At 60.3% G+C, this 21,736-nt stretch carries 19 protein-coding genes; 17 read left to right on the top strand and 2 right to left on the bottom strand.

From position 1 onward, the window contains the following. Positions 1–76: 76 nt before the first annotated feature. The 15 genes from B3C38_RS03265 (at position 77) to B3C38_RS03335 (ending at position 18,448) form a co-directional block, all read left to right on the top strand. Positions 77–1,045 carry a polyprenyl synthetase family protein gene (locus B3C38_RS03265; RefSeq protein ID WP_018696293.1) on the top strand — a complete coding sequence of 323 codons (969 nt, stop codon included), beginning with the start codon at positions 77–79 and terminating at the stop codon, positions 1,043–1,045. A 44-nt stretch (positions 1,046–1,089) separates the two neighbouring features. Next, a complete protein-coding gene (locus tag B3C38_RS03270) occupies positions 1,090–2,334 on the top strand; it encodes a peptidase U32 family protein (protein ID WP_022331841.1) in 1,245 nt (414 codons plus the stop codon). A 186-nt stretch (positions 2,335–2,520) separates the two neighbouring features. Then, the gene (locus tag B3C38_RS03275; protein WP_022331842.1) at positions 2,521–2,724 is read left to right on the top strand and encodes a hypothetical protein; all 204 of its coding nucleotides are present in this window, start codon (positions 2,521–2,523) and stop codon (positions 2,722–2,724) included. A 20-nt stretch (positions 2,725–2,744) separates the two neighbouring features. Next, positions 2,745–4,661, top strand: coding sequence for a S9 family peptidase (locus B3C38_RS03280; protein WP_390128115.1), 1,917 nt, complete (start codon positions 2,745–2,747; stop codon positions 4,659–4,661). Between the two features lie 412 nt (positions 4,662–5,073). Then, positions 5,074–6,435: an MFS transporter gene (locus tag B3C38_RS03285; protein WP_117507773.1), complete on the top strand. Its 1,362-nt coding sequence runs from the start codon at positions 5,074–5,076 to the stop codon at positions 6,433–6,435. Between the two features lie 130 nt (positions 6,436–6,565). Next, positions 6,566–7,696 carry a S66 peptidase family protein gene (locus B3C38_RS03290; RefSeq protein ID WP_022331845.1) on the top strand — a complete coding sequence of 377 codons (1,131 nt, stop codon included), beginning with the start codon at positions 6,566–6,568 and terminating at the stop codon, positions 7,694–7,696. Positions 7,697–7,970: 274 nt separating this feature from the next. Continuing rightward, positions 7,971–9,362, top strand: a complete 1,392-nt coding sequence (locus B3C38_RS03295; protein ID WP_055202216.1) for an aminopeptidase P family protein — start codon at positions 7,971–7,973, stop codon at positions 9,360–9,362. Between the two features lies 1 nt (position 9,363). Then, positions 9,364–10,059, top strand: a complete 696-nt coding sequence (locus B3C38_RS03300) for a phosphorylase (RefSeq protein ID WP_286725309.1) — start codon at positions 9,364–9,366, stop codon at positions 10,057–10,059. Next, positions 10,052–10,285 carry a hypothetical protein gene (locus tag B3C38_RS03305; protein ID WP_276656207.1) on the top strand — a complete coding sequence of 78 codons (234 nt, stop codon included), beginning with the start codon at positions 10,052–10,054 and terminating at the stop codon, positions 10,283–10,285. Before B3C38_RS03300 ends, B3C38_RS03305 begins: the two co-directional genes overlap by 8 nt. Further along, entirely contained in the window at positions 10,282–11,058 is a 777-nt protein-coding gene (locus B3C38_RS03310) for a 1,4-dihydroxy-6-naphthoate synthase (protein WP_055202210.1), read from the top strand. Before B3C38_RS03305 ends, B3C38_RS03310 begins: the two co-directional genes overlap by 4 nt. A gap of 328 nt (positions 11,059–11,386) precedes the next feature. Continuing rightward, the gene (locus B3C38_RS03315; RefSeq protein WP_286725316.1) at positions 11,387–11,563 is read left to right on the top strand and encodes a hypothetical protein; all 177 of its coding nucleotides are present in this window, start codon (positions 11,387–11,389) and stop codon (positions 11,561–11,563) included. 81 nt (positions 11,564–11,644) lie between these two features. Then, positions 11,645–12,769 (top strand): DUF418 domain-containing protein, encoded by a 1,125-nt coding sequence (locus B3C38_RS03320; protein ID WP_286725318.1) that lies wholly within the window; start codon positions 11,645–11,647, stop codon positions 12,767–12,769. A gap of 169 nt (positions 12,770–12,938) precedes the next feature. After that, positions 12,939–15,095 carry an elongation factor G gene (locus B3C38_RS03325; RefSeq protein WP_286725321.1) on the top strand — a complete coding sequence of 719 codons (2,157 nt, stop codon included), beginning with the start codon at positions 12,939–12,941 and terminating at the stop codon, positions 15,093–15,095. Positions 15,096–15,390: 295 nt separating this feature from the next. Continuing rightward, positions 15,391–17,628, top strand: a complete 2,238-nt coding sequence (locus B3C38_RS03330) for an inorganic phosphate transporter (RefSeq protein ID WP_022332602.1) — start codon at positions 15,391–15,393, stop codon at positions 17,626–17,628. 253 nt (positions 17,629–17,881) lie between these two features. Continuing rightward, positions 17,882–18,448, top strand: coding sequence for a DUF4924 family protein (locus B3C38_RS03335; RefSeq protein WP_276790937.1), 567 nt, complete (start codon positions 17,882–17,884; stop codon positions 18,446–18,448). A gap of 213 nt (positions 18,449–18,661) precedes the next feature. On the opposite strand, the gene B3C38_RS03340 is transcribed toward B3C38_RS03335, so the two are convergent. Continuing rightward, on the bottom strand, positions 18,662–19,159 hold the full coding sequence (locus B3C38_RS03340) for a GNAT family N-acetyltransferase (protein ID WP_026318447.1): 498 nt from the start codon (positions 19,157–19,159) through the stop codon (positions 18,662–18,664). Between the two features lie 62 nt (positions 19,160–19,221). Further along, positions 19,222–19,383, bottom strand: a complete 162-nt coding sequence (gene rpmH / locus B3C38_RS03345) for a 50S ribosomal protein L34 (RefSeq protein ID WP_018696309.1) — start codon at positions 19,381–19,383, stop codon at positions 19,222–19,224. A gap of 247 nt (positions 19,384–19,630) precedes the next feature. Here rpmH and murA point away from each other — a divergent pair, with 247 nt between their 5' ends. Both murA and B3C38_RS03355 read left to right on the top strand, forming a co-directional pair. Further along, positions 19,631–20,947, top strand: a complete 1,317-nt coding sequence (murA, locus tag B3C38_RS03350) for a UDP-N-acetylglucosamine 1-carboxyvinyltransferase (protein ID WP_055202200.1) — start codon at positions 19,631–19,633, stop codon at positions 20,945–20,947. A 74-nt stretch (positions 20,948–21,021) separates the two neighbouring features. Next, the gene (locus tag B3C38_RS03355; protein ID WP_237957848.1) at positions 21,022–21,600 is read left to right on the top strand and encodes a thymidine kinase; all 579 of its coding nucleotides are present in this window, start codon (positions 21,022–21,024) and stop codon (positions 21,598–21,600) included. Positions 21,601–21,736 lie beyond the last annotated feature (136 nt).

Below are 21,736 nucleotides of genomic sequence, written 5' to 3' on the forward strand. Positions count from 1 at the left end.
TTAATCCAAAATTCGGCTACTCCAAACTTTTTTCCTACTTTTGGGACAGATTCCGATCCAAAAGTATTGTCAGACTATGCAAACGAACGAGCAACTGCTCTCCGCCATCGAAAATTACCTGGCCCAAACCGAGTTCCCGGCCGAACCCGAGCTACTTTACGCCCCGATCGGCTATTCGCTCGCGGGCGGCGGCAAGCGCCTGCGCCCCATGCTGCTGATGCTCTCCAACGGCATCTTCACCGACAAGATACAACATGCCCTGCCGGCCGCCGCGGCCGTCGAGGTGTTCCATAATTTCACGCTGCTGCACGACGACATCATGGACAATGCAGCCGTGCGGCGCGGCAAACCCTCAGTCTACGCCAAGTGGGGGCAGAACGTGGCGATCCTCTCGGGCGACGCCATGCTGATCTGCGCCTACCGGTTGCTGGGCGAAGTGCCGGCGCAACTGCTGCCGCAGATACTCTCGACGTTCAACACCATGGCGCTCGAAGTGTGCGAAGGGCAGCAGTACGACATGGATTTCGAACGCAAGCCGAAGGTTTCGGTCGTGGAATACATGCACATGATCGAGCTGAAGACCTCGGTTTTGCTAGCCGGGGCCACCACGATCGGCGCCCTGCTGGGCGGCGCTTCCGAAGAGGACTGCCGCAAGCTGCGCCGCTTCGCCATCGAACTGGGACTGGCATTCCAGTTGCAGGACGACCTGCTGGACAGCTACGGCGACGAAAGGCTGGGCAAGGCCATCGGCGGCGACATCCTCGAAGGCAAACAGACCTACCTGATGATCACGGCCATAAGCCGCGCGGACGAACCTACGCGCGAAGTGCTCCGCTCGACGCACCGCTCACAGATGCCCGACGCCGAGAAAATCGCCACGATAAAAGCCGTCTACGACCGGCTCGACATACCACGCCTCACCGAACAGCAGATTTCGCTGCGCTTCGAAAGGGCGCTGGGCATCCTCGACACCCTTTCGGTCGAAAAATCCCGCACGGAACGGATGCGCGAATACGCCCTGAGCCTGATGGGACGCAAAAACTGATTCCGGAAACACCCCTCACAGGAACATCCCCCGTAAACGACACTATGCAACGCTCCGAGATAGAAATCATGGCCCCCGTAGGGTCTTACGAAGCACTGGCCGCAGCCATACAGGCCGGGGCGGACTCGGTATATTTCGGCGTCGGGAAGCTCAACATGCGCTCGGCGTCGGCTGCGAATTTCACGCTCGACGACCTGGCGAAGATCGTCGCCACGGCACACGCCGCAGGGGTCAAGGCCTACCTCACGGTCAACACCATCGTCTACGAGGACGAGATGCAAACCGTCCACGAGGTAATCGACCGCGCCAGGGCCGAAGGCATCGACGCCATCATCGCCACCGATTTCGCGGCGATACTCTATGCCCGGCGCATCGGGGTCGAGGTGCATATTTCGACCCAGAGCAACATTTCGAATTCCGAAACCGTGAAGTTCTTCTCGCAGTGGGCCGACACGGTGGTGCTGGCACGCGAACTGACGCTCGAACAGGTGGCGCAAATACACCGCCAGATCGTCGGGAACGACATCCGGGGCCCGCGTGGCGAGCTGGTCGAAATCGAAATGTTCGCCCACGGCGCATTATGCATGTCGATTTCGGGTAAATGCTACCTCTCGCTCTACGAAACCAACTGCTCGGCCAACCGCGGAGCCTGCCGCCAGCTGTGCCGCCGCAAATACACCGTCACGGACACGGAGACCGGTGCGGCGCTGGACATCGACGGGCGCTACGTCCTCTCGCCCAAAGACCTCTGCACGGTCGATTTCCTCGACAGGTTCATCGGTGCGGGTGTGCGGGTGCTGAAGATCGAAGGGCGTGCACGCGGCGCGGAATACGTCAAGCGCGTGGTGGAATGCTACGACGAAGCGCTGCGCGCGATCGAAGCGGGCACCTACACCCCCGCCCTGGCCGCCGGGCTGAAGGAGCGGCTCGCCACGGTCTTCAACCGCGGCTTCTGGGAAGGCTACTACGCCGGGCGCCCCGTGGCCGAACACAGCCAACATTACGGCTCGGCCGCCACGCGGCGCAAGGTCTACGTAGGCAAGGTAACAAACTTCTACAAGAGAATATCGGTGGCCGAGGTACTGGTCGAAGCCGCACCGCTGTCCGTGGGCGAGGATATTTTCTTCATGGGTGCCACCACCGGCATCGCCGAACAGGCACTCACCGAGCTGCACGACACCGACGGCACCCCGGTGCAATCCGTGGCACAAGGCACCCTCTGCGCCGTGCACACCGACACCCCGATCCACCGCGGCGACCAGCTCTACAAATTCGTCGACGCGGAATAGACCCGGCTGTCAGGGCAATACTCATTACAAGAAACGCCTCCGGGCGTTTTTTTGTTACGGTTTCTCTGCGGTCAGGCAGGAAAAAGTTGCTTATCATAAAAATTTTATCGAAAAACAATAAATTTTATTTGTTTTTCAAAATTTCTTTTGTAAGTTTGCAGTGTCAAAAACAAAAAGACACCCACTATGGAAATCGAAAAAGTCATCCGCATCCTGGCCATTTTCATCGCCGTGGCAGCCTTTGCAATCAAAGTAGCCACGCACCTGATGTTTCCCGGGGCGTCGCACACCGGCGACATCCCGATCCTGATCCTGCTGACCCTCTCGGTCTGCAGCATCTGGCGGGACGCCTTGCGCACGAAAAAGCAGAACGAAAATCCAAACGAATAAACCCCATGAAAAAACTCCTCATGTTCGCCGCTACGGCAGCCATACTGGCCGCCTGTACACCCAAGACAGCCCCCGAGCTGCCTTTGGAAACCTTCTTCCGCAATACGGAAAAAACCGGGTACCAAATATCGCCCGACGGAAAATATTTCTCCTACATGGCGCCTTACGAAAGCCGCCGCAACATCTTCGTGCAACCTGTCGACGGCAAGGACGCCGTGCGCATCACCTCGGAAACCGAACGCGACCTGGCCGGATACTTCTGGGCCAACGACCACCGCATCCTCTATCTGAAAGACACCGGCGGCGACGAGAATTTCCAACTCTACGGCGTGGACATCGACGGCAGCAACCCGCAAGCCTATACGGCCATCCCGGGCGTACGAACACAGATCATCGACCCGCTCGAAGAGATCGACTCGCTGATGATCATCGGCACCAACCAGCGCAACCCGATGATCTTCGACCCCTACCGCCTGAACCTCTCGACGGGCGAGATGACGATGCTGTGCGAGAATCCCGGCGACATCCAGGGCTGGCAGACCGACCATGACGGCAAGCTGCGCGTAGCCTATGCCATCGTCGACGGCGTGAACACGCAGATCCGCTACCGCGAAACCGAAGCCGAGCCTTTCCGTCCCGTACTGACGACCAACTTCAAGGAAGGCGTTTCGTTCGCCACTTTCACCCCGGACAACAAGCTGGTCTACGCCATCACCAACCTCGGGCGCGACAAATCGGCACTCGTGCTGATGGATCCGGCGACCTGCGAGGAGCTGGAACAACTCTACACCAACGACAAATACGACCTGCGCGGCATCTGGTACAGCGATGCACAGAAAAAATTGCAGGGTGTTTCGTACGAAGGCCACAAAGGCGTGAGGCGCCATTTCTTCGACAAGGCGACGGGCGAGATGTTCGGCCGCATGGAGAAACACCTGCGCGGTTACGAAGTCGGCATCAGCGGCTGGAACAAGGCCGAAGACAAATATATCGTCTATGCGGGCGGCGACCGCACGATGGGCGCCTACTACCTCTACGACGTGAAAGCCGACACGATGACCAAACTGGCCGACCTCGCACCTTGGATCGAGGAGCAGCAGATGGCCGAGATGACACCGGTTACCTATACCTCGCGCGACGGCCTCGAAATCGAGGGCTACCTCACGCTGCCCGTCGGCAAAACGCTTCACAACGCCAAGAACCTGCCCGTAGTGGTCAATCCGCATGGCGGCCCGTGGGCCCGCGACTCGTGGGGATTCAACCCCGAGGTGCAGTTCCTCGCCAACCGCGGTTACGCCGTACTGCAGATGAACTTCCGCGGTTCGACCGGCTTCGGACGCAAATTCACAGAAATCGCCTACGGCAAGTGGGGCCAGACCATGCAGGACGACATTACGGACGGCGTGAACTGGCTGATCGAAAAAGGCATCGCCGATCCCGCGAAGATCGCCATCTACGGCGGCAGCTACGGCGGTTACGCCACGTTGCAGGGTATCGTCAAGGATCCCGACCTCTATGCCTGCGCCGTGGACTACGTGGGCGTATCGAACCTCTTCTCGTTCCTGCAAACCATCCCTCCCTACTGGAAACCGATGCTCGACATGATGTACGAGATGGTCGGCAATCCCGAAAAGGACGCCCAAATGCTGCGCGAAAACTCCCCGGCACTCAACGCCGAACGGATCAAAACCCCGCTGCTGGTGGTACAGGGCGCCAACGACCCCCGTGTGAACATTAACGAGAGCAACCAGATGGTCAACGCCCTGCGCAAACGCGGCGTGCATGTCGACTACATGGTCAAGGACAACGAGGGACACGGCTTCCACAACGAGGAAAACCGCTTCGATTTCTACCGCACGATGGAGAAATTCCTCGGCAAATACCTCAAGGGCATCGAACCCGAGGGCGAAATCGTCCCCGAAGACAGCCGAAGGTAAACCGTATGCGACACCCAATCCCTAAAACGAACACAGCCAATTTTTAAAATAAAAAGTTCAAATTCATAGTTGTGTGACGGAGGCCCGGATAATCCCGGGCTTCCGTTTTTTACAGCACAGGAAAGGGGGGGGGCACGGACAGCCTCACCTACGGCAGCAGCCGGAGGCGCGGGCGCCGCCAAAACGCAAAGCGCTGAGAGAGGCGTCCGGCGGCAGCATCCGACGACAGACACGCTGCGGGCAGTCAGAAGCATCCCCGAAACCGGCGGCGAGCCCTTTCCCGCAACCCGGCCGATCCAGCTACAACCAGCCTGCGGGCCGCCCCGAATTTGAATTGAGCCGCGATTACATTATCTTTGTCCCTGCAATGAACGCCGCACCCCATATCGCACGACCTGACGACGGGCTTCCGATGCCCCGCCGCCTGTGGGCCATCCTGGCCGTAGCGTTCGGCGTCTCGCTGTCGGTGATCGACAGCGCCATCGCCAACGTCGCCCTGCCCACCATCGGGCTGGAACTGGGGATCTCGTCGGCCGACTCGATCTGGATCGTCAACGCCTACCAGCTGGCCATCATGATCTCGCTGCTGTCGTTTTCGGCATTGGGCGACGTGGTGGGCTACCGCAAAGTCTATATCGGCGGCCTGATGCTCTTCACCGTGGCCTCGGTGGGCTGCGCCCTTTCGACATCACTCCCGACGCTGGTGCTGGCGCGCGTGATGCAGGGGTTCGGCGCCGCGGCCGTCACATCGGTCAACACCACGCTTATCCGCATCATCTACCCCAAGGCGCAACTGGGACGCGGCATGGGCATCAACGCCACGGTCGTCGCCGTGTCGTCGGTCGCCGGGCCTACGCTGGCTGCGGGCATCCTCTCCGTCGCCGAGTGGCCGTGGCTCTTCGCCGTGAACATCCCCATCGGGCTGGTGGCGCTGTGGCTGAGCCGCCGCTTCCTGCCGGACAATCCCGTGCGGGTGAGCGCACGCCGTTTCGACTGGCGCGACGCCGTAATGAACGCCCTGACCTTCGGCTTGCTGATGGCTTCGGTCGAAGGGTTTTCGCACGGGCTCGACCCGCGGCTGCTCACCCTGGGCATCGCAGCGCTGCTCATCGTCGGGTTCTTCTTCATCCGCAGCCAGCTGCGCGAGCCCTATCCGATCCTGCCGTTCGACCTGCTGCGCATCCCGATCTTTTCGGTTTCGGTCGTCACGTCGATCTGCTCGTTCCTGGGGCAAATGCTGGCCATGGTAGCGCTGCCGTTCTACCTGCAACACGAATTCGGCTACGACGAAGTGGCGACAGGGCTGCTGATGACCGCATGGCCGGCCGTGATCATGGTCGTGGCTCCCGTGGCCGGAATGCTCGTCGAGCGCATCCACGCCGGACTGCTCGGCGGGACAGGGCTGACGGCCATGGCCGCGGGACTGTTCCTGCTGGCATTCCTGCCCGAACACCCCGCACCGGGCGACATCGTATGGCGGCTGGTGCTCTGCGGTGCCGGCTTCGGGCTTTTCCAGTCGCCCAACAACAGCATCCTGATCGCCTCGGCTCCGCACGAGAGGAGCGGAAGCGCCAGCGGCATGCTCGCCACGGCGCGTCTCATAGGCCAGACCACGGGTGCGGCCCTGATGGCGCTGCTGTTCCACATCGTCCCCGATGACAGCACCCACACGGCACTCCTGCTCGCCGGCGGGTTCGCACTCACAGGGGCCGTCGTCAGCCTTACCCGTATCCGGCTACCCCTGCCCGAAGGGTTGGCCCGGCACAAGAGATAATTCCCCGGGCAGGCGGAACGACGGACACTCCGGCAGGTATCGGCACCGCCCATGCAACCCGGCACAGCACGCACGGCAAACACACAAGACAACCACACAAACAACAGCATACAACAACACTAATCCCAGCATGAAATACCCCTTGCTCCTCGCCGTCCTGTTCTCCTGCATCGGGATGGCGCCCGCACGACAAACCCCGCCTTCACCCTCCGATACGGTACAACGTGCAACGGCCGCTCTGCAAACCGACAATGCATCGATCTGCACCCCGCACGCAACCGGCGCGGAGACACCCCCTACACTGCACCCCGACACCGCACAACCATCCGCCCGGACGCAATTCATCCGCCCGCCCTACCTGCGGCCCGGCGACACGGTGGGCATCGTCACCCCGGCGCGGAAACTGTCGGAGAAGGCCGACACGGCAAAAGTGCGCGAGCGCTTCGAATCGTGGGGCCTGAAGGTTAAGTTCGGGCCGCATACCGCCGACCGCGAGCAACCCTATTTCGCAGGTACCGATGCCCAGCGCGCCGCCGACCTGCAGGCGATGATCGACGACCCCGGCGTAAAAGCCGTCGTCAGCTTCCAGGGCGGTTACGGCTCGGTACGGCTGCTGCCGCTCATCGACCTCAGCCACCTGCGCGAGCACCCAAAATGGGTCGTCGGGTTCAGCGACGTCACGATGCTCCACCTGGCACTGGGACGGCTGGGCGTTGAGAGCCTCCATGCCACCATGCCGGGCAAGTTCCGCTTCGGGAGCGAGGAGACCGCCGACGCGATCGTCTCCGACGAAGCGCTGCGCAGTGCTCTGCTGGGACTGCGGCAGCGTATCGACACCGGCCCACACCCGCTCAACTGCCCGGGCACGGCCCGCGGACGCCTCACGGGCGGCAACCTTGCGATCGTCTGCTCGTCGCTCGGCACACCCGAGGAACCCGACTTCGACGCCCCCACGGTGCTCTTCATCGAGGAGGTCGGCGAACACATGTACCGCCTCGACCGCATGATGCAACAACTCGCCCGGAGCGGAAAGCTCGCCAAATGCAAAGCCATCCTCGTCGGGCATTTTTCCGACATGGCCGGACAAAAACATTTCGGCATCACCGACCCCTACGACATCGTTGCGCAATACGTGCGGCCGCTGGGAATCCCGGTCGTCTTCGGCCTGCCCGCGGGGCACGAAGACCCCAATGTGGCGCTTTACATGGGACGCGAAGTCACCGTCACGGTGGGCGAAACGGGTGCCGTCATCGAATTCTGACGAAGGAAGCGGGGCGCAGCGGAACGGCCCGACTCCGCCCGGACAGCAGGGCGGCGGGGCAACCGTCCCGGGCAAAGCCGCCGGGCTGCGGCGGAGCGGCGAAAGCCTTCCGCTCCGGGCCATCGCCCTCCGCAAAAAATAAACCCGCCGGGGAACGGGCTTGCCATATTTTTACTATTTTTGTAAAAGGAGGGATACGTAGCCCTGTGAAAGGCGCGGGAAACCGTCCCCGGAAACGAAATACGGATTATCGGAAATCTAAAACACTACGCATATGTTCTCAGCAAAAACCTACGCCGCGCGCCGCAACATGCTGCGCACCAAAATCGGGTCGGGCATCGTCCTGTTCCCGGGCAACCCCCTGTCACCCAACAACTACCCGAACAACGCCTACTATTTCCGGCAGGATTCGTCGTTCCTTTACTATTTCGGGCTGAACATCCCCTCGCTGGCGGGCCTGATCGACGCCGACACGGGCGAAGAGGCACTCTACGGCGACGATTTCACGGTCGAGGACATCATCTGGACAGGCCCGCAGCCCACGTTGCGCGAGCTGGGCGCAAAGGTCGGCATCGCGGCGACACACCCCCTCTCCGAACTCGAGAAACGGCTCCGCAAAGCCATTTCGCTGGGGCGCAAAATCCATTTCCTGCCTCCCTACCGCGGAGAGACTAAGCTTTGGCTGTCGTCGCTGCTGGGTATCAAACCCACACTGCTGCACGACTACAAGTCGGTAGACCTGATGTTCGCCGTGGCCGAAATGCGCGAGAAAAAGAGCGCCGAGGAGGTCGAGGAGATGGAGCGCGCATTCCAAATCGGCTACAAGATGCACACGCTGGCCATGAAGATGTGCCGCCCGGGCGTCGTCGAGCGCGAAATCGCGGGTGCCATCGAAGGCGTCGCCAAATCCTACGGTTCGGGCGTGTCGTTCCCGTCGATCGTCTCGCAACACGGCGAAACGCTGCATAACCTCAACGCCGACGGCGTATTGGAGGAGGGGCGTCTGCTGCTGTGCGACGCGGGCGGCGAAACGGTCGACAACTACTGCTCCGACCACACCCGCACCTACCCCGTAAGCGGGAAATTCACGCAGAAACAGAAGGATGTCTACAACATCGTGCTGGCGGCACACGACCATGTGGCCGACATCGTCAAACCGCACATGATGTACTCCGAGATACACAACGCCGCCTACACGACGCTGGCCGAAGGGCTTGCCGGAATAGGGCTGATCAAGGGATCGGCAGCCGACGCCGTGGCCGCGGGTGCCATGACGATGTTCATGCCCCACGGGCTGGGGCACGGGCTGGGCATGGACGTGCACGACTGCGAGGCGATGGGCGAGCGGAGCTTCGACTTCTCCTCGATCGCCCAACGCGCCGCCAAGTCCGCGACCTGCATTTACCGTGCGGCGTGGCGCCTCGAACCGGGGACGGTGATGACCGACGAACCGGGGCTCTACTTCATCCCGGCGCTGATCGACAAATGCCGGGCCGAGGGCCTTTACAAGGGGATCGTCGATTACGACGCCCTGGAGGGCTACCGCGACTTCGGCGGCATCCGCATCGAGGACGACATCCTTGTGACGGAAAGCGGGAGCCGTATGCTGGGCGACAAGAAGATACCCGTCACGGTCGAGGAGCTCGAAGCAGTCGTAGGCCGGTAAGGTGAAACGGATTTTCATTTTCCCGACCATCGAGGAGGCCAAGGCCTTCATCCTCACCGAGCCCCGCGACCCGGTATTCGTCGGCGGGGTGGGCATGGCCGAAATCGCAGCGGCGACGCTGCGCGCCGTGAAAGCCAAAAAGCCGCAGTTGGTGGTGCTGGCCGGCATTGCCGGCGCCTGTGACCGGACATTGCGGCGCGGCGAGGTGGTCGAAGTGGTCACCGAATGCATAGCGGGCATCCCCGAGCGTTACGCCCGCAAATACGAGACCTCGGGCCCCGACCTGGGGCTGCCCCTTGCAGCCGGGGTCACCGTCAGCCGTTCGGGCGACGGAGCCGCGGCAAAGGACGGGCCGAAAAGCGCGGCGGAAGGCACCGGGCACGCGGCAGGGGACGCCGGATTCGCGGAGCCGCACCCCGGATTTACGGCAGACGACAGGGCGGGACACGCAGCGGAAGGCACCCATCACCAGACGCCGGAAGGAAACCCGGAGGACACACCGGGCGGGTACCTGCCGGAAGTGGAGAACATGGAAGGCGCAGCCTTTTTCGCCATATGCGACGCGCTGGGTGTCGCGTGCTGCCAGATACGCGCCGTGTCGAACTACGTCGGCGAACCCTTTGGCCAGTGGGCTGTGGAGGAGGCCGTCGGGAACCTGACGGAAAAGTTAAACCAAATATTCGAAAACAATGAATAAAAATTGGATGCTCTGGGCGGGACTGATCCTGATACTGGTCGTCTTCATCCTGGTCTGGCAATTCGCCCCCGCCATCCAGCGGTGGCTGGCCAACGTATTTATCGACATCATCGTCCTCGTGCTGACTTTTGCCGCCGGATGGCTGCTGGGCCGTTTCGGGGGTAAACGCAACCGCAGCGACAACGAGAAAAACGCCCGCAACATCACCGAGACGCAGAAACGGTGAGGCTGAAGCTGCATATCTCGCCGTGCCCGAACGACACGTTCATGTTCGACGCGCTCGTTAACGGCCGCATCGACACGGGCAGCCTGCGCTTCGAGGTCGAATACCACGACATCGAGGAGCTGAACCGCGGTGCCGGGCTGGGACGTGCCGACATCAGCAAGATAAGTTGCGCCGTGCTGCCCGCCATCGCGGAACATTACGCGCTGCTCGACAGCGGTGCGGCACTCGGACGCGGCAACGGGCCGTTGCTGGTACGCCGCGCAGGCGATACGCGGCCAATACGCCGTGTGGCCGTCCCGGGGCTGCACACCACGGCCAATGCCCTGATGGGCAAACTCTTCCCCGAAATCGAAGAGCGTACACCGCTGCTCTTCTCCCGAATCGCGGCTGCCGTCGAGCGGGGCGATTTCGACGCCGGAGTACTTATCCATGAGGGCCGCTTCGTCTACCGTGAACGGGAACTGGAACTGGTCGCCGACCTAGGGCAGTTGTGGGAACACCGGACGGCGCTGCCGCTGCCGCTGGGCGGGATCGCAGCCCGGCGCAGCCTGCCGGACGAGGTGCGGCACGAGGCTGAACGCCTGCTGCGCACAAGCATCGAATACGCCTTCACCCATCCCGAAGCTTCGCGCACCTATATAAAACAGCACGCACAGGAGCTGGATGACAAGGTGATCGACGCACATATCGCGCTCTTCGTGAACGGATATTCGCTCTCGCTGGGCGACGAAGGCCGCCGTGCCATCGAGGCACTGACGGGGGTGATCCCCTGAGCAACCGCCGGCCACCTCCAACACGTTCCGTCATGAAGTCCGTTTTATTATTGTTTCCGCTCCTGATCGCCGCAATTCGTGCAACGGGCGAGGCGCCCCTGTGGCAGGCCGCCAACGGGAGTCGGATACGCTTCCTCTGGCTGCGGACATTCGACAATCCCGTCGTCGTGAGGATGGAGAAAAACGGTAACGGAATCACCCTCCGCAGGAAAACAGCCGGCGGGGCAAGCGGTTACGAGTCCGGAAAAATCGCGGCAGACGAGAGCAAAACCCTCGGCAGGCATGGCTGGAGTACATGGCCCGGTTGCAAAAGGCCGGCTACTGGCTAATGGGTACGATAGACAAAGACCTAATGAGTTTCGACGGCTCGCAATGGATCCCGGGAGTAAATCTGAACGGACAATGCCACCTCGTCGACCGATGGTGCGGACACGGTATCCGGGAACTGTGCCTGCCGCTCTTCCGGCTGACCGGAATGGAAATAACCGGCAACGACATATATTAGGAAACGCCCCGGCAACCCGGAACATACAGCTTACGGCGACAACGAACCACTGCCAAGCAACCCCAAACCCCGCAATATCCCATGTACCGCACGACAAACCGCCCCAACACCCGTATCGAAGTGGCCGACGCACTGCGCGGCATCGCCGTGGCAGGGATCATCCTGTTCCACGCCCGCGAGCATTTCAACCTCTACTGGAGCGCCCTCGACCTGCCCCGCGCCGGATTCGGCAGCTGGGAACAGCCCGTGGCCGATATGCTGGGATTCCTGCTTTCGGGCAAGATGTACGCCATCTTCGCATTGCTGTTCGGGCTGAGCTTCTTCATCCAGAGCGACAACCAGGCACAGCGGGGCAACGACTTTTCGCTGCGCTTCGCATGGCGCATGGTGCTGCTGTTCGGCATCGGGCTGGTCAACGCGGCGATCTACAACGGCGACGTACTGACCTACTACGCCCTTTTCGGGCTGCTGATGATTCCCATCGGCAAGCTCCCCAACCGATGGGTGTGGGTCATCGCGGCCCTGCTTTTCATCCAGCCGCTCGAACTCTGGCAGTATTTCAGCGGACATACACTCTCGATCCGCGGCATCGAAGGCATGGAGACCCTCTATCCCACCCTCGCCACGGGCACCTTCGCCGAGAGCGCCCGCGTGAGCCTGCTCTACGGCCCGCTCAGTTCGTTCGGCTGGGGACTGGAACACGGCCGGGGCACGCAGACGCTGCTGATGTTCGTATTGGGCATGCTGGCCGGCCGCTACCGGCTCTTCTACGACGAAGGGCAGCACAGACGCATCTGGGGCGGGTTGCTGGCCATGGGCATCGCGGGCACGTGGCTCGTACCGTTCGAGGCGATGCGCAACCTGATGACGGCCACAGCGATCGTCTCGACGGTCGTCCTGCTGTGGTACGGCTGGCCGGGGTTCCGCCGGGTACTGCACGGCATGACCTTCTTCGGGCGCATGAGCCTGACCAACTACCTGCTGCAATCGCTGCTCGGGACGGCGCTCTTCTACAACTGGGGGCTGGGGCTTTACCGCCACGTGGACGTGATATACGGCACGCTGGCAGGCGTGGGGATCATCCTGGTTCAGTATCTCTTCTGCCACCTCTGGCTGCAGCGCCATACGCACGGCCCCGTCGAATGGGTGTGGAAAAAGCTCACCTGGGTCGACCTCCCGCTTTTCGACCGTAAAATCGCCTCCTGAGGGCGATTTTTTCGTGTCGCCGTTTGGTTATCCCGATTTTTTTGTATATTTATAGTCGGCTAATCGGAAAATGCTCCGCAGCACGACTTTCCGTTCCGGGAACCCGGCTCCGCGAAGTACTCCCGACGATGCCCCGCACCACCGCAAAACCTTAAAACCATACGGGAATATGAAAAACTATTCAGCAAAAGAAATCAAAAACATCGTACTCATCGGGGCGCCCGGCACGGGAAAAACTACCCTTGCCGAAGCGATGGCCTTTGAGGGTAAGGTCATCGACCGCAGGGGTAGTATCGAGGCGAACAACACGCTCTCGGACAACACGGATATCGAGCACGAATACAAACGCTCGATCTATTCCACGATCCTCTTCACCGAATTCATGGATCGCAAGCTGAACATCATCGACTGCCCGGGCTCGGACGACTTCTGCGGAAGCCTCTTCTCGGCATTCAAGGTAGGCGACGTGGGCGTATTCCTGTTCAACGCACAGAACGGCTGGGAAGTCGGCAGCGAGATCCAGGCCCGCTATGCACGCCTGCTGAAAAAGCCCGTCATCGGCGTGGTGAACCAGCTCGATGCCGAGAAAGCCAATTTCGAAGCCACGATCGAGTCGATCAGGGCCGCATCGCGCGTGAAGCCCGTCATCGTACAGTACCCCGTCAACCAGGGGTCTGAGTTCAACGCCTTCATCGACGTGCTGCTGATGAAGATGTACCGTTTCAAGGACAACGACGGCCACCGCGAGGAGCTGGAGATTCCCGCCGAGGAGATAGACAAGGCGCAGGAACTGAACAAGGAGCTGGTCGAAATGGCCGCCGAACACGACGAGGCGCTCATGGAGCTCTACTTCGACAAAGGTACACTCACGCAGGACGACATTCGTGCGGGTCTGAAAATCGGCGTTTCGAAACGCGAGGTGATGCCGATCTTCTGCACCAGCGGCAAGCGCGACATCGGCACCAAGCGCCTGATGGAATTCATCATCAACGTGGCACCCGGTCCGCTGAAGGCTCCGTGTTTCCTCTCGACCGAGGGCGAGGAGATCGCCGCCGACGAGACGGCACCCGCCGTGGCGTTCGTATTCAAGAGCCAGGTCGAACAGCATATCGGCGAGATCACCTATTTCCGCGTCATTCGCGGCAGGATCGCCGAGGGCACCGAGCTGGTAAATACCCGCACGGGCAACAAGGAGAAGATTTCGCAGTTGTTCGCCGTGGCGGGCAAGAACCGCATCAAGGTCACGGAGCTGTCGGCCGGCGATATCGGCTGCACGGTGAAGCTCAAGGGCACGCGCACCAACGACACGCTCTCGGCTCCTTCGGCACCGGTCAGCATCGAACCCATCGTCTTCCCCGAACCGCGCTACCGCGCCGCCGTGAAGGCCAAGGAGCAGAGCGACGAAGAGAAACTGGGCAAAGTCTTGAACGACGCCAAGTTCGAAGACCCGACGATTCTGGTCGAATACTCCAAAGAACTGAAACAGACCATCATCCAGGGTCAGGGAGAACACCACCTGAATATTCTGCGCACACGCATCGAGAAGGAGAACAAGCTCTCCTACGACTATATCGCACCGAAAATCCCCTACCGCGAGACCATCACCAAGGTTGCGCAGGCCGATTACCGCCACAAGAAACAATCGGGCGGTGCCGGGCAGTTCGGCGAGGTGCATATGATCATCGAACCCTACTACGACGGCATGCCCGAGCCCAAGAACTACAAGGTTCCCGGCAAGGGCGACATGATCGTGAACCCCAAGACCAAGGAAGAATACGACCTGGCATGGGGCGGCAAATTGCAATTCTACTCGGCGATCGTGGGCGGCGCCATCGACGCACGCTTCATGCCCGCCATCCTGAAGGGTATCATGGAGAAGATGGACGAAGGCCCGCTGACAGGATCCTACGCCCGCGACATCCGCGTGGTGGTATACGACGGAAAGATGCACCCGGTGGATTCGAACGAAATCTCCTTCAAACTGGCGGCGCGCAACGCCTTCAAGGAGGCTTTCCGCAACGCGGGGCCCAAGATCATGGAGCCGATCTACAATGTCGAGATACTCGTCCCGAGCGACTACATGGGCGCCGTGATGTCCGACTTGCAGAACCGCCGTGCGATGATCGCCGGAATGGAGTCCGACAAGGGCTTCGACCGTCTGAACGCCATGGTTCCGCTGGCTGAACTATACCGCTACTCGACGACACTCTCGTCGCTGACGTCGGGCTCGGCCACCTATACCATGAAATTCTCGTCCTACGAGCAGGTGCCGGCCGACGTGCAGGACAAGCTGCTGAAGGCCTACACCGATACCGACGACGAATAATCCCCGGCAGCGGAGAAATACAGCGGGAGGGCAATCCCCCTTCCGGGCAAGGGCGGGCAATTATGCCCGCCCTTTTTCGCCGTCCGGGAACCGGCAGTCCCCGCCTCCGCCCACCGGCGCTCCGCACGCCCTGCGGTATGGCGTATGCCCCAATCCGCCCGGCATCCCGGCATATCCAGCGCGGCCGCAACGAACAGAGCCGCCTCATGTTAAGTTAATGTTAACAATCGGTGCCAAAACCGTTTCATCGGAAAAAATGGCGTAAATTTGTTCACAATTTGCACTAAACCCTAACATGAGCGAAATCTACACCGTAATCGTAGTTATTCTGGGAATCCTCGCCATTTCAGGTCTTTTCGTCGGCGTCACGAACGACGCAGTCAATTTCCTCAACTCTGCCATCGGCTCCAAGGCCGCTTCGATGCGGGTCATCCTCACCGTCGCCTCTGTCGGCATTATCGTCGGCGTAGTCACCTCGAGCGGCATGATGGAAGTGGCCCGAAGCGGCATGTTCAATCCCGGACTGTTCACATTCCACGAGGTCATGATGTTATACCTGGGCGTGATGTTCGCCAACATTATCCTGCTGGATCTCTACAACTCGTGGGGACTGCCCACCTCGACCACCGTCTCGCTGATCTTCTGCCTGCTGGGCTCGGCCATCGCCGTGTCGATCTACAAGATCTCGAACGACCCCGCGCTGGGCGTCGGTTCGCTCGGGCATTTCATCAACACCTCGCGCGCCATGGGTATCGTCTCGGCGATTCTGCTGTCGGTAGTCATCGCCTTCACCTGCGGTACGATCGTCATGTATATTTCGCGTACGATCTTCTCGTTTCGCTATACGGTGATCTTTCGCCGCTTCGGGTCGTTGTGGTGCGGCGCATCGCTTACGGCGATCATCTATTTCGCAGTCTTCAAAGGACTCAAATCGCTGCTTGCGGACAATGCCTTCGTCGGAATGGTCGACCGGCACCTGCTGCTGTCGCTCTTCATCTGCTGGGTGGCATGCTCCGTGCTGCTGTTCTTCATCCAACGGTTCAAGATCAACATCCTGCGCATCACGATCCTGTCGGGTACGTTCGCCCTGGCACTGGCTTTCGCGGGCAACGACCTGGTGAATTTCATCGGCGTACCCGTCGCCGGATTCGACGCCTTCTCGATCGCTAAGCATTCGGGTGACCCGCAGATGATGATGGGGGCACTCTCGGAAAACGTCCCGGCCAATTTCCTGATTCTGCTTGCCGCAGGGGCGATGATGATCCTCACGCTTTGGACTTCGAAAAAGGCCATGCACGTCTCCGAAACCGAGTTGTCGCTCTCCGCAGCGCAGGAAGACGAAGGCCCCGAACAGTACGGCTCGTCGGTCATGTCCCGTACGATTGTCCGCGCAGCGCTCAATATCAACGCCGGCATCGAACGGATCATCCCCGCACGCGTACGGGCAGCCGTCTCACGCCGTTTCGAATACGAGGACATCGAACATAGCGGCGCCCCCTACGACATGATACGCGCTACGGTCAACCTCACAACCTCGGCCATGCTGATCGCCATAGCCACCTCGCTCAAACTCCCCCTTTCGACCACCTATGTCTGCTTCATGGTAGCCATGGGTTCGTCGCTCGCAGACCGCGCATGGGGCCGCGAAAGCGCCGTGTACCGCATCTCTGGCGTCATGACCGTCATCGCCGGGTGGTTCATCACGGCGCTGGGCGGATTCCTGATCGCCTTCGTCGTCGGACTTGCCCTGATCTACGGCGGCACGATGGCCTTCGTTATCGTCACGGTACTCTGCGGCTACATGCTCATCCACAGCAATTTCCTCAAGAAAGGCAAGACATCCGCCGCCCCAGCCGCAGCCGGGGTGAAATCCCAGAGCACGGAAGACATCATCATCAACCTGCGCGACGAAGTATGCCGTACGATGGAGTCGGCGACAAAGATCTATGACCGTACGCTGATCGCCGTATTCAAGGAGAACCGCAAGGTGCTGCGCGACATGGTCAAAGAGTCGAACGACCTCTTCTACCAGTCGCGCGAGCGCAAATACACGCTGCTGCCCACGCTCAAAAAGCTCCAGAGCAGCGACGTCAACACGGCCCACTACTACGTGCAGGTGGTCGATTACCTCAACGAAATGACCAAGGCGCTGATGCACATCACGCGTCCGGCGTTCGAGCACATCGACAACAACCACGAAGGGCTTTCGAAGGAGCAGGCCAAAGACCTCATGTCGATCAACGACGACGTGGAGTCGATCTACCGCCATATCAACCAGATGCTGCGCGACGGCGATTTCTCCGAAATCGAGATGGTGCTCACGCTGCGCGACCAGTTGTTCGAGTCGATCGCCGAAGCCATTAAATCGGAGCTCTCGCGCATCAACGAAGCCCGCTCGAATACCAAGGCCAGCATGTTGTACCTGACGATCCTCACCGAAACCAAAAACATGGTGCTGCAATCACGCAACCTGCTCAAATCACAACAATACTTTCTCAAGCACCGCACGGGGCCGCAGAAGTGGATTAAATAACGGCTACGTATAAATCCCTGCATTCCGTTTGCAGCGGGATAAAAGCAGACGCGGCAACGGGCGCCCGGAGCAGACGGGCGGAAACCGCAGCCGTTCGGGAAAAAACCACGAACGCTCCGCCAAAACGGCTTGCAGATAGTTTTAGCTACCTTTTGTCACCCAAAGGTACTCGAGATTGCTTTTTTGCAGAGAAAACACATAACCGCATCCTGCACGAAAGCACACGACAGGTTACACAAAAAACGCATACGACATGGATATAGCACAGGCCAAGCGGCGGGAGAACATCGCCGAATACATTCTTTACCTCTGGCAGTTGGAAGACCTGCTGCGGGCGCTGCAATTCAGTCCCGAGGCGATTTTCTCGACGCTGATCGCCCCCCGCAAGGACATCGCCGAGGAGCAGAAGCACGTCTACCTGCTGTGGTACATGGACATCGCCAACCTCCTGCACCAGGAAGGCAAGGACGAGAAAGGGCACCTGGAGCATACGCTCCACCTGATCGGCGACCTGCACGACCTGCACCTGCAATTGATGAAGCTGCCCGTCGGCGCACATTACCGCCAGACCTACGCGAAGCTCGAGCCCGAGTTGCCGCGTCTGCGCGCCGTCGTGGGCAATCCCGGCATGAACGACACGGAACTCTGTTTCCGGGCACTCTACGCGGCGATGCTTTACCGCATCAAGGGCGAGGGTGACAAGCAGGCCGTCACCGACACGCTCGAATACATCTCGCCCGTCATCGCCGAGCTGGCAGACATGTACGGCAAAGTCGAACGCGGAGAAATCGACCTGTTCAAGACCGACACGGCGAAATAGGCCGTTCCGGAGGCAACGCAGCCAGATAGCGCACCCCGGCATCCGGGGAGCCGGGTGGCGGCATCGGGCAGCAGCCCGCCGACGAAGACTCCGGCACCCCGGAAAGGGCCGCAAGTTGCGCCGAATCACCCTTAGCCGGCTTTAAACAAATAAACGGATGCCCTGCCAGGCATCCGTTTTTATCTTGCGAACCGTAGCAGCGACGCGCCGGCACTACTTTATATCCAACCCCATGATATAGTCGTTCATATAATATCCGTCACCGATCGGGAAATCGCCTTCGCGCAGTTTGCGCATCCCCATCCGCTCGTAAAAGTGCAGCGCCCGGTTGTTGCGGTTGACGTTCAGCTCCATGCGGCAAGGCGCAGGATGCACCGAACGGATATATTCCACGGCATGGCGGAACAGGAATTCCCCGGCGCCGATTCCCTGGAAGCGGGGAAGGACATAGATTTTCTGCAAATGGAAAAGGTCTTCGGCCTCGTGCTGCACCGAAAGGTAACCGCACGGTTCGCCATCGGCCGAGGCGATGAACCAGGCGAACTCCCCGCACATCTCGCGCGCAAGCACCTCCGCCCCGTACATCCACTCCATCATATACTCCATCTGCGACGGGGTGATGATCCCGCGGTAGGTCGCAGGGAACACCTCGTCGGCAAGGCGGCGTATCAGGGCGCAATCGGCCTCACAGGCCCGTCGTATCGTCAGCATCATCTGGAACAATAAAAAAGGCCGGCACGAAAGCCGACCTCTTAGTCATTTTCCCGCAGGAATTAAGCGTACTTGAACGTCGACTCGTCCGATACGGTCAGCTTCTTGCGACCTTTTGCGCGACGTGCAGCCAGCACCTTGCGGCCGTTCGCCGTAGCCATACGGCTGCGGAAACCGTGCTTGTTGATTCTCTTCCGGCGCGAGGGCTGGTAAGTTCTCTTCATTGCCATAGCTATATAATTTTTGTTGTTTCAGACATTTTTACGGATTGCAAAAGTACAACAAAAAAGTTATCCGCAAAAATTTTTCAAGAAAATATTTCAAAAAGCCGGGTAAAAAGCATGAAATCTTTTTATCTTTGTCAACGAGAGAGTGGCCGCCGGCAAAGCAGCATGCCCGTACGGGGCATGTCCGCACGGCAAGGGGCGGCTTACGGCGGGAAACGGTTCCTGCCGTTAATTTTCACGGATTATGGCGATTTTCAAAGTCGAAGGAGGCCACCGGCTCCACGGCAGCATCACGCCCCAGGGCGCCAAGAACGAAGCGTTGCAGATACTCTGCGCCACGCTGCTGACCCCCGAACGGGTCACGGTGCACAACATTCCCCAGATCCTCGACGTCATGCAGCTCATCGAACTGCTGCGGCGCATGGGCGTCGAGGTCGAACAACTCGCGGAGGATACATACAGTTTTTGCGCCCGCGAAATAGATTTCGACTACCTCCGCACGGAGGACTACCGGCAACGCTGCACGCGCCTGCGCGGCTCGGTGATGCTCATCGGCCCCATGCTGGCGCGCTTCGGCGTGGGTTACATACCCAAACCCGGCGGCGACAAAATCGGCCGGCGGAGGCTGGATACCCACTTCCTCGGGTTCCAGAAGCTGGGTGCGAAGTTCGATTTCGACATCGCCGACGAATTTTTCATGGTCGAAGGCCGCGAGTTGAAAGGAACCTACATGCTGCTGGACGAAGCATCGGTGACCGGTACGGCCAACATCGTGATGGCCGCCGTGATGGCCAAGGGCTTCACGACGATCTACAACGCCGCCTGCGAGCCCTACCTGCAACAGCTGTGCAAGATGCTCAACCGCATGGGCGCACGCATCTCGGGCATCGCCTCGAACCTGCTGACCATCGAGGGCGTCGAGTCGCTCGGCGGCACGGAGCACACGCTGCTGCCCGACATGATCGAGGTGGGCAGCTTCATCGGCATGGCCGCCATGAACCAGTCGGAACTGACGATCCGCAACGTATCGTTCGAGAACCTGGGCATCATCCCGGCGCAGTTCGCCCGCATGGGCATCCGTTTCGAGCAGCGTGACGACGACATCTATATCCCGCAGCAGGAACATTACAGCATCGACACCTTCCTCGACGGGTCGATCATGACGATCGCCGACGCCCCGTGGCCGGGGCTTACCCCCGACCTGCTGTCGATCTTCCTCGTGGTGGCGACGCAGGCCAAGGGTGCCGTGCTTATCCACCAGAAGATGTTCGAAAGCCGCTTGTTCTTCGTCGACAAGCTGATCGACATGGGGGCGCAGATCATCCTCTGCGACCCGCACCGCGCCACGGTCATCGGCCACGACCACCGCATCCGCCTGCGCGCTACGCGCATGACCTCACCCGACATACGTGCGGGTGTGGCGCTGCTGATCGCTGCCATGTCGGCCGAAGGGGTTTCGACGATCCAGAATATCGACCAGATCGACCGCGGCTACAAAGACATCGACGGGCGTCTGAACGCCCTCGGCGCACGGATTACCCGCATCGACGACTGCGAATAAGAGGGAAGGGCAAACGGCAGCGCCGCAGCGGGGAACAAGACTGAAACAAGATTAAGAAACACGATTGGGAACTTATGTTTTTGGAAAATGCCAGCCGCAAGGGCTGGATCGAAGTGATCTGCGGCTCGATGTTCTCGGGTAAGACCGAGGAGCTGATACGCCGCCTCAAACGCGCCAGGTACGCAAACCAGAAAGTCGAGATATTCAAACCCCGCATCGACGTACGCTATTCGGAAGAGGAGGTGGTCTCGCACGACGCCAACGCCATCCGCTCCACGCCGGTCGACTCGCCGCGCAACATCCTGCTGATGACCTCGGAGGTCGACGTCGTGGGCGTCGACGAAGCGCAATTCTTCGACGACAGCATCGTCGAGGTCTGCCGCGAACTGGCCGACAGCGGCGTGCGGGTCATCGTCGCAGGGCTGGACATGGACTACACCGGCAAACCCTTCGGGCCGATGCCAGCGCTGATGGCCACGGCCGAATATGTCACCAAGGTGCACGCCATCTGCGTCCGCTGCGGCAACCTCGCCCATCACTCGCACCGCCTCACACAGGACGAAAAGCTGGTCGTACTGGGCGAAACGGACTCCTACGAAGCCATCTGCCGACACTGCTTCAAAGAGCTGGTACGCGACAAGAAAGAGAAATAAGCGCAACGGGCTCGCACGGGGAACCGGGCACCTGCCAGCCTACACCAAGAAAAGCACACCGAGGGCTACAAACGCGCCACCGAGGAGCATGTCAACGCTGCATGGTATCCGGATCATCACCGCCCCCCGCCCTGCC

Source organism: Alistipes sp. UBA1686 (assembly GCF_002320215.1).
Taxonomy (GTDB): Bacteria; Bacteroidota; Bacteroidia; order Bacteroidales; family Rikenellaceae; genus Alistipes; species Alistipes onderdonkii.